Origin of the sequence: Streptomyces misionensis (assembly GCF_900104815.1) — a bacterium.
GTDB lineage: Bacteria > Actinomycetota > Actinomycetes > Streptomycetales > Streptomycetaceae > Streptomyces > Streptomyces misionensis.
This window is the reverse complement of record NZ_FNTD01000004.1, coordinates 1,747,903-1,763,887: the sequence shown is the minus strand read 5'-3', so window position 1 is coordinate 1,763,887 and position 15,985 is coordinate 1,747,903. Positions and strand designations below refer to the sequence as shown.

Sequence of the window (15,985 nt, the reverse complement as noted above, 5' to 3'; positions counted from 1 at the left end):
TCGCCGCCGGTGTCGCTCTGCGGCCTTCCCGACTTCCCTGCCCCGCACACCTGTTGGGCCCGCACACGCGCCGAAAACCGGTCGGCCCGCGCACGAGGTGCCCAGGTGGCCAGGGTATCCGCCACCACCGACGAGCGAAGGGCGGACGGTCGAAGCCGCCCGCCCGGAAAAGGGACCTAACCCTCGTCCCCGCCCTGCTCGCGAATACGTTCGGCGATCTGCGGCGGCATCGGCTCGTGCCGCGCGTACGCCCGGTCGAAGCGGGCCGTGCCGTGCGAGAGCGAGCGCAGGTCGACGGCGTACCGGCCGATCTCGAACTCGGGGACCTCGGCGCGGATCAGGGTGCGTCCGGAACCCACCTGCTCGGTGCCGAGGAGCCGGCCGCGCCGGCCCGACAGATCGCTCATCACGGCGCCCACGTAGTCGTCGCCGACCAGCACGCTCACCTCGGCGACCGGCTCCAGCAGGTGGATTTTCGCGTCGGCGGCGGCCTCGCGCAGGGCGAGCGCGCCCGCCGTCTGGAACGCGGCGTCGGAGGAGTCCACCGAGTGCGCCTTGCCGTCGAGCAGCGTGACCCGCACGTCCACGAGCGGATGCCCGGCGACGACGCCCTTGGCGGCCTGGGCCCGCACGCCCTTCTCCACGGACGGGATGAACTGGCGCGGCACCGCGCCGCCGACCACCTTGTCCACGAACTCGATGCCCGAGCCGCCCGGCAGCGGCTCCACCTCGATCTCGCAGATGGCGTACTGACCGTGCCCACCGGACTGCTTGACGTGCCGGCCGCGCCCGGCCGCCTTGGTCGCGAACGTCTCCCGCAGCGAGACCTTGTGCGGGACGACGTCGACCTGGACGCCGTAGCGGCTGCGCAGCCGTTCCAGCGCGACGTCCGCGTGCGCCTCGCCCAGGCACCACAGCACCACCTGGTGGGTGTCCTGGTTCTGCTCCAGGCGCATCGTGGGGTCCTCGGCGACCAGCCGGGACAGGCCCTGCGACAGTTTGTCCTCGTCGGCCTTGCTGTGCGCCCGGATGGCGACCGGGAGCAGCGGGTCGGGCATCTGCCAGGGCTCCATCAGGAGCGGGTCGTCCTTCGCGGAGAGCGTGTCGCCGGTCTCGGCGCGGGTCAGCTTGGCCACGCACACCAGGTCGCCGGCGACCGCGTGGGTGACCGGCCGCTGCTGTTTGCCGAAGGCCATGGACAGCGCGCCGATCTTCTCGTCCACGTCGTGGTCCTCGTGGCCCCGGTCGGTCAGACCGTGCCCCGAGACGTGCACCGTCTGGTCGGGGCGCAGCGTGCCGGAGAACACGCGGACCAGGGAGATACGGCCGACGTAGGGGTCGGAGGCGGTCTTGACGACCTCGGCGGCCAGCGGTCCCTCCGTGTCGCAGGGCACGAGTTCGCGCGGGGCGCCGTCGGGGGTGGTCACGCCGGGCACCGGGTGCTCGAAGGGGGTGGGGAAGCCGCCGGTGATCAGGTCCAGCAGTTCCACCGTGCCCAGGCCCTGGCGGGCGCCCTCGGCGGCGGGGGCGGCGGCCAGCACCGGGAAGAAGCTGCCGCGCGCCACGGCCCGTTCCAGGTCCTGGATCAGGGTCTTGACCTCGACCTGCTCGCCGCCGAGGTAGCGGTCCATCAGGGTCTCGTCCTCGCTCTCGGCGATGATCCCCTCGATGAGCCGGTTGCGGGCCTCGTCCAGGTCCGGCAGCTGGTCCGGGCCGGGCTCGGACTCCTTGCGCTCGCCGGACGAGTAGTCGAACAGCTTGCGGGTGAGCAGCCCCACCAGCCCGGTCACCGGGGCGTGCCCGTCGGGGCCCGCGGGGCCGCGCAGCGGCAGGTACAGCGGCAGCACGGCGTCGGGGTCGTCGCCGCCGAAGGACTCCGCGCAGATCCGGGTCATCTCCTCGAAGTCGGCGCGGGCCGCCTCCAGGTGCGTGACCACGATGGCGCGGGGCATGCCGACGGCCGCGCACTCCTCCCACACCATGCGGGTCGAGCCGTCCACCCCGTCCGAGGCCGAGACGACGAAGAGGGCCGCGTCCGCGGCGCGCAGACCGGCCCGCAGCTCCCCGACGAAGTCCGCGTAGCCGGGGGTGTCGATGAGGTTGATCTTGATGCCGTCCCATTCGACCGGCACCAGGGACAGCTGCACCGAGCGCTGCTGCCGGTGCTCTATCTCGTCGTAGTCGGAGACGGTGCCGCCGTCCTCCACGCGGCCCGCCCGGTTCACCGCCCCCGCGGTCAGCGCGAGGGCCTCCACCAGCGTGGTCTTGCCCGCTCCGGAGTGGCCGACCAGCACCACATTCCGCACGGACGCGGGTTGGTCGGCCGTCAGAGCCCTGCCGGCGGCCCCGGGGTGTGTCTGAGTCTTGTCGCCCATGATCCTGCCTCCCGTACACGGTGAGGTCATCGGGGCGCGGACACGCGAACCGCGTGCTGTGGCGGCTTCGGCGACGCCCGCGGTTATTCGAGCTTTCCACTCCCGTCACCTCGCGTCCATACGACGGACCCGATCCCGCCGCGGGCGGCCGCGCGCACCGCTCGCGCGCACGGGCTGCGGGTGCCCGCCCGCCACCCGCACGCGCGCGTGGCTACGATGGGCCAGCCGGCGGCCATCACGGGCCGCGGCGCGACACCGACCGTCGGGAAGGCCATGCTGAACAAGTACGCGCGTGCATTCTTCACGCGTGTCCTCACACCGTTCGCCGCGTTTCTCATCCGGCGGGGGGTAAGCCCCGACACGGTCACGCTGATCGGCACCGCGGGTGTGGTGGCGGGCGCGCTGGTCTTCTACCCCCGGGGCGAGTTCTTCTGGGGCACGGTCGTGATCACCCTGTTCGTCTTCTCCGACCTGGTCGACGGCAACATGGCCCGGCAGCTGGGACGCTCCAGCCGCTGGGGGGCCTTCCTCGACTCCACCCTGGACCGGGTCGCCGACGGCGCGATCTTCGGCGGCTTCGCGCTCTGGTACGCGGGCCAGGGCGACAATGACGCGCTGTGCGCCGTGGCGATCTTCTGCCTGGCCAGCGGCCAGGTGGTGTCGTACACCAAGGCGCGCGGCGAGTCGATCGGACTCCCCGTCGCCGTCAACGGTCTGGTCGAGCGGGCCGAGCGCCTGGTGATCTCCCTGGTGGCGGCCGGTTTCGCGGGCCTGCACAAGTTCGGCGTGCCGGGCATCCAGTGGCTGCTGCCGATCGCCCTGTGGATCGTCGCCGCGGGCAGTCTGGTCACCCTGGTCCAGCGCGTCGTCACCGTGCGCCGCGAGTCCGCCGAGGCGGAGGCGGCGGCCCGGCAGGACAGCGGGGCGGCCCAGTGAGCACCGCGGACCGGCTGACGGACGCGCTGTACGGCGCGGGCTGGAGCACGGTCAAGAAGCTCCCGGAGCCGGTCGCGGCCCGCCTCGGGCGGACCATCGCCGACATCGCCTGGAAGCGGCGCGGCAAGGGCGTGGAGCGGCTGGAGGCGAACTACGCGCGGGTGGTGCCCGGCGCCGGTCCCGAGCGGCTGGCCGAGCTGTCCCGCGCCGGCATGCGCTCCTACCTGCGCTACTGGATGGAGTCCTTCCGGCTGCCCGCCTGGAGCGCCGAGCGGATCCGGACGGGCTTCGACCCCAAGGACGTCCACCACCTGACCGAGGGCCTCGACGCCGGCAAGGGCGTGATCCTCGCCCTGCCGCACCTGGCCAACTGGGACCTGGCCGGCGCCTGGGTCACCACGGCGCTGCGCACCCCGTTCACCACGGTCGCCGAGCGCCTCAAGCCCGAGACGCTCTACGACCGCTTCGTCGCCTACCGCGAGGGCCTCGGCATGGAGGTGCTGCCGCACAGCGGCGGCTCCGCCTTCGGCACCCTGGCCCGGCGGCTGCGCGACGGCGGCCTGGTCTGCCTGGTCGCCGACCGCGACCTGTCCGCCTCCGGCGTGGAGGTCGGCTTCTTCGGCGAGCGGGCCCGGATGCCCGCGGGCCCCGCGCTGCTCGCCCAGCACACCGGCGCCCTGCTGCTGCCGGTGACCCTCTGGTACGACGACTCGCCCGTCATGCGCGGGCGGGTGCATCCGGCGATCGAGGTGCCGGAGTCAGGCACCCGGGCCGAGAAGACGTCTGTCATGACACAGGCCCTGGCCGACGCCTTCGCCACCGGGATCGCCGAGCACCCGGAGGACTGGCACATGCTCCAACGGCTGTGGCTCGCCGACCTCGACCCCGCGAAGGGACCCTTGTGAGAATCGGGATCGTCTGCCCGTACTCCTGGGACGTGCCCGGAGGCGTCCAGTTCCACGTCCGCGACCTCGCCGAGTACTTCCTCCGCCTCGGCCACGAGGTCTCCGTGCTCGCCCCGGCCGACGACGACACCCCGCTGCCGCCGTACGTCGTCTCCGCCGGGCGGGCCGTCCCCGTGCCGTACAACGGCTCGGTGGCCCGGCTGAACTTCGGCTTCCTGTCGGCCGCGCGAGTGCGGCGCTGGCTGCACGAGGGCGCCTTCGACGTGGTCCACATCCACGAGCCGACCTCGCCCTCGCTGGGCCTGCTCACCTGCTGGGCCGCGCAGGGCCCGATCGTGGCCACGTTCCACACCTCCAACCCGCGCTCCCGGGCGATGATCGCCGCCTACTCGATCCTCCAGGCCGCGCTGGAGAAGATCAGCGCGCGGATCGCGGTCAGCGAGTACGCCCGCCGCACCCTGGTCGAGCACCTGGGCGGGGACGCGGTGGTCATCCCCAACGGCGTCGACGTCGACTTCTTCGCCAAGGCCGAGCCCAAGCCGCAGTGGCAGGGGGAGACGATCGGCTTCATCGGCCGCATCGACGAGCCCCGCAAGGGCCTGCCCGTCCTGATGAAGGCCCTGCCGAAGATCCTCGCCGCCCGGCCCGGCGCACGGCTGCTGGTCGCGGGCCGGGGCGACGAGGAGGCCGCCGTCGAGGGCCTGCCGCCCGAACTCCGCTCCCACGTGGAGTTCCTCGGCATGATCAGCGACGAGGACAAGGCCCGTCTGCTGCGCAGCGTCGACCTGTACCTCGCGCCCAACACCGGCGGCGAGAGCTTCGGCATCATCCTGGTCGAGGCCATGTCCGCGGGCGCCCCCGTGCTCGCCTCGGACCTCGACGCCTTCGTGCAGGTCCTCGACCAGGGCCGGGCGGGCGAGGTGTTCGCCAACGAGGACGCGGACGCGCTCGCCGACGCCGCCGTCCGGCTGCTGGCCGACCCGGACCGCCGGGCCGCGCTGCGCGCCCGCGGCAGCGCGCACGTGCGCCGCTTCGACTGGTCCACGGTCGGCGCGGACATCCTGTCCGTCTACGAGACGGTCACCGACGGCACGACCGCGGTCGCCGCGGACGAACGCACGACGGGCCTGCGAGCCCGCTTCGGCCTCGCCCGCGACTGACCCGGCGCCCGGCCGCGGGGACGGCTCCCGGCGGGGGCCGGGGCCGTCCGCGGGGACCGGCACGGCACATGCCGCCGGAGCCCGGTCGGCGGGCGGGGCGGCCGGGGACACGACGGCCTGCGGGGCCCGGCGCCGGGACCGATAGCCTTCCGGCGTGACCGCAACCCTCATCTGGATCCTCGTCGCCCTGCTCGCGATCGGCGTCTACCTGAGCTGGACCGCCGGACGGCTGGACCGGCTGCACGTACGGATGGACGCCGCCCGGGCCGCGCTCGACGCCCAGCTGCTGCGCCGGGCCTCGGTGGCCCAGGAACTCGCCACCTCGGGCGTGCTGGACCCGGCCGCCTCGATCGTGCTGTACGAGGCCGCGCACGCCGCCCGGCAGGCCGAGGAGGAGCAGCGGGAGGTCGCCGAGAGCGAGCTGAGCCAGGCCCTGCGCGCGGTCTTCGCGGAGCCGGCCCAGGTGGAGGCGGTGCGCGAGGCTCCCGGCGGCGAGGAGACCGCCCGTGAGCTGGCCGAGGCCGTGCGCCGGGTGCCGATGGCCCGCCGCTTCCACAACGACGCGGTGGGCGCCGCCCGCCGGCTGCGCGAACACCGCAAGGTCCGCTGGTTCCGGCTGGCCGGCCACGCGCCCTTCCCACTGGCCTTCGAAATGGACGACGAACCCCCCGCGGCCCTGGTGGAAAGGGTCGCCTGACGGCCGTATACCTGTCATTCACAGCGAAAAGGAGCCACCGGCTTTTCATTGGCCCTTGCTGTGGCCTGGTCCCCTCGCGTTTCCTCGGGTCAGCAGAAACCCTCTTCACATCAGCGAGGTCACCCGTGTCCACCACCGAGAACCAGGCTCCCGAGACCGGCACCGCCCGCGTGAAGCGCGGCATGGCCGAGCAGCTCAAGGGGGGCGTCATCATGGACGTCGTCACCCCGGAGCAGGCGAAGATCGCCGAGGACGCGGGCGCCGTCGCCGTCATGGCCCTGGAGCGGGTCCCCGCCGACATCCGCAAGGACGGCGGCGTGGCGCGCATGTCCGACCCGGACATGATCGAGGGCATCATCGACGCCGTCTCGATCCCGGTCATGGCCAAGTCCCGCATCGGCCACTTCGTCGAGGCCCAGGTCCTCCAGTCCCTCGGCGTGGACTACATCGACGAGTCCGAGGTGCTCACCCCGGCCGACGAGGTCAACCACTCCGACAAGTGGGCCTTCACCACCCCGTTCGTGTGCGGCGCCACCAACCTGGGCGAGGCCCTGCGCCGCATCGCCGAGGGCGCCGCGATGATCCGCTCCAAGGGCGAGGCCGGCACCGGCAACGTCGTGGAGGCCGTGCGCCACCTGCGCCAGATCAAGGGCGAGATCGCCAAGCTGCGCGGCTGCGACAACAACGAGCTGTACGCCGCCGCCAAGGAGCTGCGCGCCCCCTACGAGCTGGTCAAGGAGGTCGCCGAGCTGGGCAAGCTCCCCGTGGTGCTGTTCTCCGCCGGCGGCGTGGCCACCCCGGCCGACGCCGCGCTGATGCGCCAGCTCGGTGCCGAGGGCGTGTTCGTCGGCTCCGGCATCTTCAAGTCCGGCGACCCGGCCAAGCGCGCCGCCGCCATCGTCAAGGCGACCACCTTCTACGACGACCCGAAGATCATCGCGGACGCGTCCCGCAACCTCGGCGAGGCCATGGTCGGCATCAACTGCGACACCCTCCCCGAGACCGAGCGCTACGCGAACCGCGGCTGGTGAGCCCGGCCCTCAGGCACTGGTACAGGTACGACACCCCATGAACACTCCTGTCATTGGCGTCCTGGCCCTCCAGGGCGACGTACGGGAGCACCTCATCGCCCTGGCCGCGGCGGACGCCGTGGCCAGGCCGGTGCGGCGCCCCGAGGAACTCGCCGAGGTCGACGGCTTGGTGCTGCCCGGCGGCGAGTCCACCACCATCTCCAAGCTGGCCGTCCTCTTCGGTGTGATGGAGCCGCTGCGCGCCCGGGTGCGCGACGGCATGCCCGTCTACGGCACCTGCGCCGGCATGATCATGCTGGCCGACAAGATCCTCGACCCGCGCTCGGGCCAGGAGACCGTCGGCGGCATCGACATGATCGTGCGCCGCAACGCCTTCGGGCGGCAGAACGAGTCCTTCGAGGCCGCGGTCGACGTGCGGGGCGTCGCGGGCGATCCTGTGGAGGGCGTCTTCATCCGCGCCCCCTGGGTGGAGTCCGTGGGTGCCGACGCCGAGGTGCTCGCCGAGCACGACGGCCACATCGTCGCCGTCCGCCAGGGCAACGCGCTCGCCACGTCGTTCCACCCGGAACTGACCGGTGACCACCGGGTGCACGCCCTGTTCGTGGACATGGTGCGCGCCAATGCCGCCCCGGAGTCCTTGTAGGATCTCTGGCGTTCGTTCATAGATGGGTAACGCGAAGGAGACAGGCAGATGTCCGGCCACTCTAAATGGGCTACGACGAAGCACAAGAAGGCCGTGATCGACGCCAAGCGCGGCAAGCTCTTCGCGAAGCTGATCAAGAACATCGAGGTCGCGGCGCGGATGGGCGGCGTCGACCTCGACGGCAACCCGACGCTCTACGACGCCGTCCAGAAGGCCAAGAAGCAGTCGGTCCCGAACAAGAACATCGACTCCGCGATCAAGCGCGGCGGCGGTCTCGAGGCCGGCGGCGCCGACTACGAGACGATCATGTACGAGGGCTACGGCCCCAACGGTGTCGCGGTGCTCATCGAGTGCCTCACCGACAACCGCAACCGCGCCGCCTCCGACGTGCGTGTCGCCATGACCCGCAACGGCGGCTCCATGGCCGACCCCGGTTCGGTGTCGTACCTGTTCAACCGCAAGGGCGTCGTGATCGTCCCCAAGGGCGAGCTGACCGAGGACGACGTGCTCGGTGCCGTCCTGGACGCCGGTGCCGAGGAGGTCAACGACCTCGGCGAGTCCTTCGAGGTGCTCAGCGAGGCCACCGACCTGGTCGCGGTCCGCACCGCCCTCCAGGAGGCCGGCATCGACTACGACTCCGCCGAGGCCAACTTCGTCCCGACCATGCAGGTCGAGCTGGACGAGGAGGGCGCCAAGAAGATCTTCAAGCTGATCGACGCCCTGGAGGACAGCGACGACGTGCAGAACGTCTTCGCCAACTTCGACGTGAGCGACGAGATCATGGAGAAGGTCGACGCGTAAGGCGCGCGGCTGTCCGACCGGGCCGACGGGACACCCCGTCGGCCCGTCGCGTTGCCGGGCGTCGGTGCGCGGCGTTGTCAGTGCCACCCGATAGCCTGCACAAACAGGTGATCGAGCGGTCGGAGGGAGGCGCCCCGTGCGGGTGCTGGGGGTGGACCCGGGGCTGACCCGGTGCGGTGTCGGCGTGGTCGAGGGGGTCGCGGGCCGCCCGCTGACGATGGTCGGCGTCGGCGTCGTACGCACTCCGGCGGACGCCGAGCTGAGCCACCGGCTGCTCGCCGTCGAGCAGGGCATCGAGCAGTGGCTGGACGAACACCGGCCCGAGTTCGTCGCCGTGGAGCGCGTCTTCAGCCAGCACAACGTGCGCACCGTGATGGGCACCGCCCAGGCCAGCGCCGTCGCCATGCTGTGCGCCGCCCGCCGCGGCATCCCCGTCGCGCTGCACACCCCCAGCGAGGTCAAGGCCGCCGTCACCGGCTCGGGACGCGCCGACAAGGCGCAGGTCGGCGCCATGGTCACCCGGCTGCTGCGGCTCGCCGCGCCCCCCAAGCCGGCCGACGCCGCCGACGCCCTCGCCCTCGCCATCTGCCACATCTGGCGCGCCCCCGCCCAGAACCGGCTCCAGCGGGCCGTCGCCCTGCACACCGCCCACCCGACGAAAGGCCGTACGGCATGATCGCCTTCCTCAGCGGCACGGTCGCCGCGCTCGCCCCCGACTCCGCGGTGGTGGAGGTCGGCGGCGTCGGCATGGCCGTCCAGTGCACCCCGGACACACTGGCCGCGCTCCGCGTGGGACAGCCCGCCAAGCTGCACACCTCCCTGGTGGTGCGCGAGGATTCGCTGACCCTGTACGGCTTCGCCGATGACGACGCCCGCCAGGTCTTCGAACTGCTCCAGACCGCCAGCGGCGTCGGCCCCCGCCTCGCCCAGGCGATGCTCGCCGTGCACACCCCGGACGCGCTGCGCCGCGCCGTCGCCACCGGTGACGAGAAGGCCCTCACCGCGGTCCCCGGCATCGGCAAGAAGGGCGCCCAGAAGCTGCTCCTGGAGCTCAAGGACCGCCTCGGCGCGCCCGTCGGCACCGCCCCGGCCGTCGGTGCCCCCGTCACCCAGGGCTGGCGCGACCAGCTGCACGCGGCCCTCATCGGCCTCGGCTACGCCACCCGCGAGGCCGACGAGGCCGTGGCCGCCGTGGCACCCCAGGCCGAGGCGGAGGGCGGCACCCCGCAGGTCGGCCGGCTGCTGAAGGCCGCCCTGCAGACCCTGAACCGCGCCCGCTGACCCCCACCCCTTTGAGGCACACCACATGAACTGGGACGACACGGCCGACACTCCCGCCGAGCGGCTGGTGGACTCCGCCGCCGACCGCGAGGACCAGGCCGTCGAGGCCGCCCTGCGCCCCAAGGACCTCGGCGAGTTCATCGGCCAGGAGAAGGTCCGCGAACAGCTCGACCTGGTGCTGCGGGCGGCCCGCGCGCGCGGCGCCACCGCCGACCACGTACTGCTCTCCGGCGCCCCCGGCCTCGGCAAGACCACCCTGTCGATGATCATCGCGGCCGAGATGGGCGCCCCCATCCGCATCACCTCCGGCCCCGCCATCCAGCACGCCGGCGACCTCGCCGCGATCCTCTCCTCCCTCCAGGAGGGCGAGGTGCTCTTCCTGGACGAGATCCACCGCATGTCCCGGCCCGCCGAGGAGATGCTGTACATGGCGATGGAGGACTTCCGCGTCGACGTCATCGTCGGCAAGGGCCCCGGCGCCACCGCCATTCCCCTGGAGCTGCCCCCGTTCACGCTGGTCGGCGCCACCACCCGGGCCGGTCTGCTGCCGCCCCCGCTGCGCGACCGCTTCGGCTTCACCGCGCACATGGAGTTCTACGAGCCCCGCGAACTGGAGCGGGTCGTGCACCGCTCGGCACAGCTGCTGGACGTCGGCATAGAGCCCGACGGCGCCGCCGAGATCGCCGGCCGCTCCCGCGGCACGCCCCGCATCGCCAACCGCCTGCTGCGCCGCGTCCGCGACTACGCGCAGGTCAAGGCGGACGGTGTGATCACCCGTGAGATCGCCGCGGCCGCGCTCGCCGTCTACGAGGTCGACGGGCGCGGCCTGGACCGGCTGGACCGCGCCGTCCTGGAGGCCCTGCTGAAGCTGTTCGGCGGCGGCCCGGTGGGCCTGTCCACGCTCGCCGTCGCGGTGGGGGAGGAACGTGAGACCGTGGAAGAGGTGGCCGAACCGTTCCTGGTCCGCGAGGGCCTGCTGGCCCGCACCCCGCGCGGCCGGGTGGCCACCCCCGCCGCCTGGACGCACCTCGGGCTCACCCCGCCCCGTTCGGCCACGCCGGGAAACGGACAAGGGGACCTGTTCGGGGCGTGACGCCTCCGGCAGCGGACCCCCGGCGGGCCGGGCATTGGCACGGGCAGGAACCCAGGTGCCATGCTGAGCGTTGTTCCATGTGCGCGGACTCGCTTAGACTCCGCCGATGCCGCCTGTACGGGTGGCGCCGACCACACCCCCATCCCGATAAAAGGCCGCTCTCCGTCGCGGTCGCGCGAAGGAAATCCGTCCCGTGAATCCGTATACCCTTCTCCCGTTCATCGTGCTCATCGCGGCCATGTTCCTGATGACGCGCTCTGCCAAGAAGAAGCAGCAGCAGGCCGCGCAGATGCGCAACGAATTGCAGCCCGGCTCCGGTGTCCGCACGATCGGGGGAATGTACGCGACGGTCAAGGAGATCAACGAGGACACCGTCCTCCTCGACGCCGGCCCCGGTGTCGACCTCCTCTTCGCGAAGAACGCGATCGGCGCCGTCCTCAGCGACGACGAGTACAACCGCATCGTGCACGGCATCGAGCACGACCTGAAGTCCGACGCCGACATCGTCCCGGACGACGCCTCCTCCCTCACCGAGACCGACGAGACCGACGGATCTGCCGCCGCTGCCGCCGCCTCCGACGACAAGATCGACCTCGGTAAGAAGGACGCCGACGAGGGCGCCGCCGACGCGTCCGAGGCCGCCGAGGCCCGGACGGATGACCAGCCGAAGAAGACCGACGGCGACTCCGACGTGAAGTAGTCACGCCCCGGTGGTGCGCGAGGGTGCATAATCACGCCCCGCGCACCACCGGGCGCGTCTGTTTCCCGTACGGGGAGCCCGACACCATGTCATGGCCGCCGAGCGCCGACCGGACGCCGAGCGGCTCGAGAGGGAGTACGAGAAGGTGGCAGCACCTAAGAAGGGCCGGAGCGCGAGCGCCCAGAGCAAACCAGGGCGCTCGCTGGCCCTCATCCTGATCGCCATCGTGGCGCTCACCGGAGGGATGTTCGCCTCCGGGCACACCACTCCGCGTCTCGGCATCGACCTCGCCGGCGGTACGAGCATCACGCTCAAGGCGAAGGCCGACCAGGGGTCCGCGATCAACAAGGCCAACATGGACACCGCGGTCGACATCATGAACCGCCGTGTCAACGGTCTCGGCGTCTCCGAGGCGGAGGTGCAGACCCAGGGAAACGACAACATCATCGTCAATATCCCGCGGGGCACCAACTCCAAGGAGGCCCAGCAGCAGGTCGGCACCACCGCCAAGCTCTACTTCCGCCCCGTCCTGGCGAGTGAGCCCAGCGGTGCCGCGGCCAGCCCCTCGCCGAGCGGCTCCCCGACCGGCTCCCCGACCACGGGCTCCTCGCCCAAGCCGGGCTCCAGCCCCTCCGCGAGCGCCTCCTCCTCGCAGAAGGCCTCTTCCTCGTCGTCCTCGCCGTCGAGCACGTCCCCGACCTCCTCCGCGACCACGCAGGGCCGTGCGGTCACCGACGCGCTCAAGGCCGGCCCAAGCCCCTCGCCGAGCGCGACGCCCACCGGTGGTTCCTCCCCGAAGCCGACCCCCTCGGCCTCCGGCGGCACGGACATCGCCAAGCTCCAGGCCGCGTACACTGCCCTGGACTGCTCCAAGCCCGATCAGCGCGCCAAGGCTGGCAAGGACGCCAAGCCCGGCGAGTCCACCATTGCCTGCGGCACTGTTGGCAAGAACCCGTACAAATACCTGCTCGGCCCGGCCGGCGTGGACGGCACCGAGGTGAAGAAGGCCCAGGCCGTCTTCGACACCCAGGGCGCCTCCGGTTGGCAGGTCCAGATGACCTTCAACTCCACGGGCGCCAAGAAGTTCGCCGACATCACCGGCCAGCTGGCCAAGAACCAGGCCCCGCAGAACGAGTTCGGCATCGTCCTGGATGGCGAGGTCGTCTCCAGCCCGTACGTCAGTCTGGCCATCACCGGCGGTAGCGCATACATCTCCGGCCATTTCACGCAGCAGGAGGCGCAGAGCCTCGCCAACATGCTGTCGTACGGCGCGCTGCCACTCTCCTTCCAGGAGCAGTCCGTCACCACCGTGACCGCCGCGCTCGGCGGCCAGCAGCTGCACGCCGGTCTGCTCGCCGGCGCCATCGGCCTCGCGCTGGTCGTGCTCTACCTGGTGGTCTACTACCGCGGTCTGTCGCTGGTCGCCATGGCGTCCCTGGTGGTCTCCGCGATCCTCACCTACGTGATCATGTCGCTGCTCGGCCCGACCATCGGCTTCGCGCTGAACCTGCCGGCCGTCTGCGGTGCCATCGTCGCCATCGGCATCACCGCCGACTCGTTCATCGTGTACTTCGAACGCATCCGGGACGAGATCCGCGAGGGCCGCTCGCTGCGCCCCGCCGTCGAGCGGGCCTGGCCGCGCGCCCGGCGCACCGTCCTGGTCTCCGACTTCGTGTCGTTCCTCGCCGCCGCCGTCCTGTTCATCGTGACCGTCGGCAAGGTCCAGGGCTTCGCGTTCACGCTGGGTCTGACCACCCTGCTCGACGTGGTCGTGGTCTTCCTGTTCACCAAGCCGCTGATGACGCTGCTCGCCCGCCGCCCGTTCTTCGCGAACGGCCACAAGTGGTCCGGCCTCGACCCGAAGAGCCTCGGCGTCAAGCCGCCGCTGCGCCGCACCCGCCGTACCGCCGGTCCCGCCGCCGGCCCTGTCGACCCGAAGGAGGCGTGAGCGATGTCGAAACTCGGCAACATCGGCGCCAAGCTGCACCGCGGCGAGATCAGCTACGACTTCATCGGCAAGCGCAAGATCTGGTACGGCGTCTCCATCCTGATCACCATCACGGCCATCCTCGGCCTGGCGGTGCGCGGGCTGAACATGAGCATCGACTTCCAGGGCGGCGCGGTCTTCACCACGCCGACCAGCATGAGCACGACGGTGGCCCAAGCGGAGGAGTACGCCAAGGACGCCTCCGGCCACGAGGCCGTCGTACAGAAGCTCGGCAACGGCAGCCTGCGCATCCAGGTCGCCGGCCTCGACACGGCCAAGTCGGACGAGGTCAAGCAGACCCTGGCCAAGGACCTGAAGATCAACCCCGAGAAGCTCGCCGCCGACCTGGTCGGCCCGAGCTGGGGCCAGGAGATCGCCAACAAGGCCTGGGAGGGCCTGGCGATCTTCATGGTGCTCGTCGTGATCTACCTGGCCATCGCCTTCGAATGGCGCATGGCCGTCGCGGCCCTGGTCGCGCTGATCCACGACATCACCATCACGACCGGTATCTACGCCCTGGTCGGCTTCGAGGTCTCGCCCGGCACGATCATCGGTCTGCTGACCATCCTCGGTTACTCGCTCTACGACACGGTCGTCGTCTTCGACAGCCTCAAGGAGCAGACCAAGGACATCACCAAGCAGACCCGCTTCACCTACAGCGAGATCGCCAACCGGTCGATCAACGGCACCCTGGTCCGTTCCATCAACACCACGGTCGTCGCCCTGCTGCCGGTCGCCGGTCTGCTCTTCATCGGCGGCGGCTTCCTCGGCGCCGGCGACCTCAACGACATCTCGCTGTCGCTGTTCGTCGGCCTGGCGGCCGGTGCGTACTCCTCGATCTTCATCGCGACCCCGCTGGTCGCCGACCTCAAGGAGCGCGAGCCCGCGCTGCGGACGCTCACCAAGCGGGTCATGGCCAAGCGGGCCCAGGCCGCCGCGGAGGAGGGGCTCGCGGGTACCGCGGACGCCGACCCCGAGGACGCCGCGCCCGCCGTGGTCGGCCCGCGCAACCAGCCCACCCGCGGCCGCGGCCGTGGCCGACAGGCGGGGAAGCGCCGATGACCGACATCCAGGAGCTGCTGCTCAGCCGCATCCGCGACGTGGCCGACTACCCGGAGCCGGGCGTGATGTTCAAGGACATCACCCCGCTCCTGGCGGACCCGGCCGCCTTCACCGCCCTCACCGACGCGCTCGCCGGCGTCGCCGAGAGCACCGGCGCCACCAAGGTCGTCGGACTGGAGGCCCGGGGCTTCATCCTCGGCGCCCCCGTCTCGCTGCGCGCGGGCCTGGGCTTCATCCCGGTCCGCAAGGCCGGCAAGCTGCCCGGCGCCACCTTGCGCCAGGCGTACGACCTGGAGTACGGCTCCGCCGAGATCGAGGTGCACGCCGAGGACCTGACCTCCGGCGACCGCGTCCTGATCGTGGACGACGTGCTGGCCACCGGCGGCACCGCCGAGGCGGCGATCCACCTCATCCAGCGCGCCGGGGCCGAGGTCTGCGGCCTCGCCGTCCTGATGGAGCTGGGCTTCCTCGGCGCCCGCGCCCGCCTGGAGCCGACCCTCGCCGGAGCCCCGCTGGAGGCGCTCCTCACCGTGTGAGAGAAGCCGCCTGCTGAGAGGCAGGGGCCGAACACAAGAAGGAGGGCGCCCGAAGCACCCTGGGGCGCCCTCCTTGGTTTTCAGCAGAGCCCATCAATTAGCTCAGATGTTCATCAAATTCACGTTCGGCAAGGCGTCGCAGTGATGGGATCTTCCCGGTGCCACTGACCAGGGCACCGCAGAGGAGGATTCGATGAACATGTCACGCAAGATGACCACGGGGGTCGTCTCGCTTCTCTCCGTAGCCGCCCTCGGCGCCGGGGCGACGACTGCCGGCGCCGCTCCGGCCCACCCGCAGGCCAAGTCCCCCAGCTCTGCGGCGGCCAGCTGCAGCGATTGGAACAGGGCGGTTGCCGTGCCGTGGAAGTGGCAGACCCTTAAGGATGGGTGCGGTCACTTCGGGCGTCCGGGCCTGCGGATGGGCTATTCCTGGGCCGTCTTCAAGGGCACCAAGGTCTGCGTCAAGGCCAAGGGATTCGTCAACGGGAAGAAGAAGTGGTACGACCTGGGCTGTCGCAAGTCCGGCTCCTTCACCGTGCCGTGGGGGAACGTGCTCGCCGAGAAGGAGATCCAGGTGAAGGGCACGGCAACCTTCAACTGGAGGTGAAGCCGGGTCGGCGCGCTGCTGTGCGGGCTGGACAAGCAGGTTAAGTGAGGTCAGGGGCGCGAGCCGGGCTCGGGCCCCTGATCAGTAAGCAGGCTCCTCGGCACTCAGTCCTCAGGCTCGATACCATAGGTGTCCGGGCCTGACCAGCGGACCCGGAACGTGCACGAGGAG

Annotated in this window: 16 protein-coding genes; 15 read left to right on the top strand and 1 reads right to left on the bottom strand. The window is 71.4% G+C overall.

What is annotated here, in order from left to right; translation table 11 throughout:
* Window positions 1-176 precede the first annotated feature (176 nt).
* Entirely contained in the window at window positions 177-2,375 is a 2,199-nt protein-coding gene (locus tag BLW85_RS09495) for an elongation factor G-like protein EF-G2 (RefSeq protein WP_074991825.1), read from the bottom strand.
* A 216-nt stretch (window positions 2,376-2,591) separates the two neighbouring features.
* Between BLW85_RS09495 and pgsA the strand changes: the two genes are divergently transcribed.
* From pgsA to BLW85_RS38810, 15 genes are all read left to right on the top strand, one after another.
* The gene (pgsA, locus tag BLW85_RS09490; RefSeq protein ID WP_074991824.1) at window positions 2,592-3,311 is read left to right on the top strand and encodes a phosphatidylinositol phosphate synthase; all 720 of its coding nucleotides are present in this window, start codon (window positions 2,592-2,594) and stop codon (window positions 3,309-3,311) included.
* Entirely contained in the window at window positions 3,308-4,216 is a 909-nt protein-coding gene (locus tag BLW85_RS09485; protein WP_074991823.1) for a phosphatidylinositol mannoside acyltransferase, read from the top strand. Before pgsA ends, BLW85_RS09485 begins: the two co-directional genes overlap by 4 nt.
* The gene (locus BLW85_RS09480) at window positions 4,213-5,376 is read left to right on the top strand and encodes a glycosyltransferase family 4 protein (protein ID WP_070030085.1); all 1,164 of its coding nucleotides are present in this window, start codon (window positions 4,213-4,215) and stop codon (window positions 5,374-5,376) included. Before BLW85_RS09485 ends, BLW85_RS09480 begins: the two co-directional genes overlap by 4 nt.
* A gap of 154 nt (window positions 5,377-5,530) precedes the next feature.
* Window positions 5,531-6,073 carry a LemA family protein gene (locus BLW85_RS09475; RefSeq protein ID WP_070030084.1) on the top strand — a complete coding sequence of 181 codons (543 nt, stop codon included), beginning with the start codon at window positions 5,531-5,533 and terminating at the stop codon, window positions 6,071-6,073.
* 125 nt (window positions 6,074-6,198) lie between these two features.
* Window positions 6,199-7,104 (top strand): pyridoxal 5'-phosphate synthase lyase subunit PdxS, encoded by a 906-nt coding sequence (gene pdxS / locus BLW85_RS09470; RefSeq protein ID WP_037651067.1) that lies wholly within the window; start codon window positions 6,199-6,201, stop codon window positions 7,102-7,104.
* Window positions 7,105-7,141: 37 nt separating this feature from the next.
* Window positions 7,142-7,747, top strand: coding sequence for a pyridoxal 5'-phosphate synthase glutaminase subunit PdxT (gene pdxT / locus BLW85_RS09465; protein ID WP_070030083.1), 606 nt, complete (start codon window positions 7,142-7,144; stop codon window positions 7,745-7,747).
* A gap of 48 nt (window positions 7,748-7,795) precedes the next feature.
* Entirely contained in the window at window positions 7,796-8,548 is a 753-nt protein-coding gene (locus BLW85_RS09460; protein ID WP_070030082.1) for a YebC/PmpR family DNA-binding transcriptional regulator, read from the top strand.
* A gap of 136 nt (window positions 8,549-8,684) precedes the next feature.
* Window positions 8,685-9,224, top strand: a complete 540-nt coding sequence (gene ruvC, locus BLW85_RS09455; protein WP_070030081.1) for a crossover junction endodeoxyribonuclease RuvC — start codon at window positions 8,685-8,687, stop codon at window positions 9,222-9,224.
* The gene (gene ruvA, locus BLW85_RS09450; RefSeq protein ID WP_070030080.1) at window positions 9,221-9,829 is read left to right on the top strand and encodes a Holliday junction branch migration protein RuvA; all 609 of its coding nucleotides are present in this window, start codon (window positions 9,221-9,223) and stop codon (window positions 9,827-9,829) included. The genes ruvC and ruvA overlap by 4 nt, the downstream gene beginning before the upstream one ends.
* A 25-nt stretch (window positions 9,830-9,854) precedes the next feature.
* Window positions 9,855-10,922 carry a Holliday junction branch migration DNA helicase RuvB gene (ruvB, locus tag BLW85_RS09445; RefSeq protein ID WP_070030079.1) on the top strand — a complete coding sequence of 356 codons (1,068 nt, stop codon included), beginning with the start codon at window positions 9,855-9,857 and terminating at the stop codon, window positions 10,920-10,922.
* A gap of 193 nt (window positions 10,923-11,115) precedes the next feature.
* The gene (gene yajC / locus BLW85_RS09440) at window positions 11,116-11,622 is read left to right on the top strand and encodes a preprotein translocase subunit YajC (protein ID WP_070030078.1); all 507 of its coding nucleotides are present in this window, start codon (window positions 11,116-11,118) and stop codon (window positions 11,620-11,622) included.
* A gap of 145 nt (window positions 11,623-11,767) precedes the next feature.
* Window positions 11,768-13,570, top strand: a complete 1,803-nt coding sequence (gene secD, locus BLW85_RS09430) for a protein translocase subunit SecD (RefSeq protein WP_208624826.1) — start codon at window positions 11,768-11,770, stop codon at window positions 13,568-13,570.
* Between the two features lie 3 nt (window positions 13,571-13,573).
* The gene (gene secF / locus BLW85_RS09425; protein ID WP_074991821.1) at window positions 13,574-14,671 is read left to right on the top strand and encodes a protein translocase subunit SecF; all 1,098 of its coding nucleotides are present in this window, start codon (window positions 13,574-13,576) and stop codon (window positions 14,669-14,671) included.
* The gene (locus BLW85_RS09420) at window positions 14,668-15,207 is read left to right on the top strand and encodes an adenine phosphoribosyltransferase (RefSeq protein WP_074991820.1); all 540 of its coding nucleotides are present in this window, start codon (window positions 14,668-14,670) and stop codon (window positions 15,205-15,207) included. Before secF ends, BLW85_RS09420 begins: the two co-directional genes overlap by 4 nt.
* A gap of 193 nt (window positions 15,208-15,400) precedes the next feature.
* Window positions 15,401-15,814: a hypothetical protein gene (locus BLW85_RS38810; protein WP_143060434.1), complete on the top strand. Its 414-nt coding sequence runs from the start codon at window positions 15,401-15,403 to the stop codon at window positions 15,812-15,814.
* The last annotated feature ends 171 nt before the right edge of the window (window positions 15,815-15,985 follow it).

Excerpts from the sequence above, each read along its gene's own strand:
- pgsA (WP_074991824.1), top strand. The coding sequence starts at position 2,592 with ATGGGCCAGCCGGCGGCCATCACGGGCCGCGGCGCGACACCGACCGTC.
- BLW85_RS09420 (WP_074991820.1), top strand. The coding sequence starts at position 14,668 with ATGACCGACATCCAGGAGCTGCTGCTCAGCCGCATCCGCGACGTGGCC.
- ruvB (WP_070030079.1), top strand. The coding sequence starts at position 9,855 with ATGAACTGGGACGACACGGCCGACACTCCCGCCGAGCGGCTGGTGGAC.
- BLW85_RS38810 (WP_143060434.1), top strand. The coding sequence starts at position 15,401 with ATGAACATGTCACGCAAGATGACCACGGGGGTCGTCTCGCTTCTCTCC.
- BLW85_RS09460 (WP_070030082.1), top strand. The coding sequence starts at position 7,796 with ATGTCCGGCCACTCTAAATGGGCTACGACGAAGCACAAGAAGGCCGTG.
- ruvA (WP_070030080.1), top strand. The coding sequence starts at position 9,221 with ATGATCGCCTTCCTCAGCGGCACGGTCGCCGCGCTCGCCCCCGACTCC.
- BLW85_RS09495 (WP_074991825.1), bottom strand. The coding sequence starts at position 2,375 with ATGGGCGACAAGACTCAGACACACCCCGGGGCCGCCGGCAGGGCTCTG.
- pdxT (WP_070030083.1), top strand. The coding sequence starts at position 7,142 with ATGAACACTCCTGTCATTGGCGTCCTGGCCCTCCAGGGCGACGTACGG.
- secF (WP_074991821.1), top strand. The coding sequence starts at position 13,574 with ATGTCGAAACTCGGCAACATCGGCGCCAAGCTGCACCGCGGCGAGATC.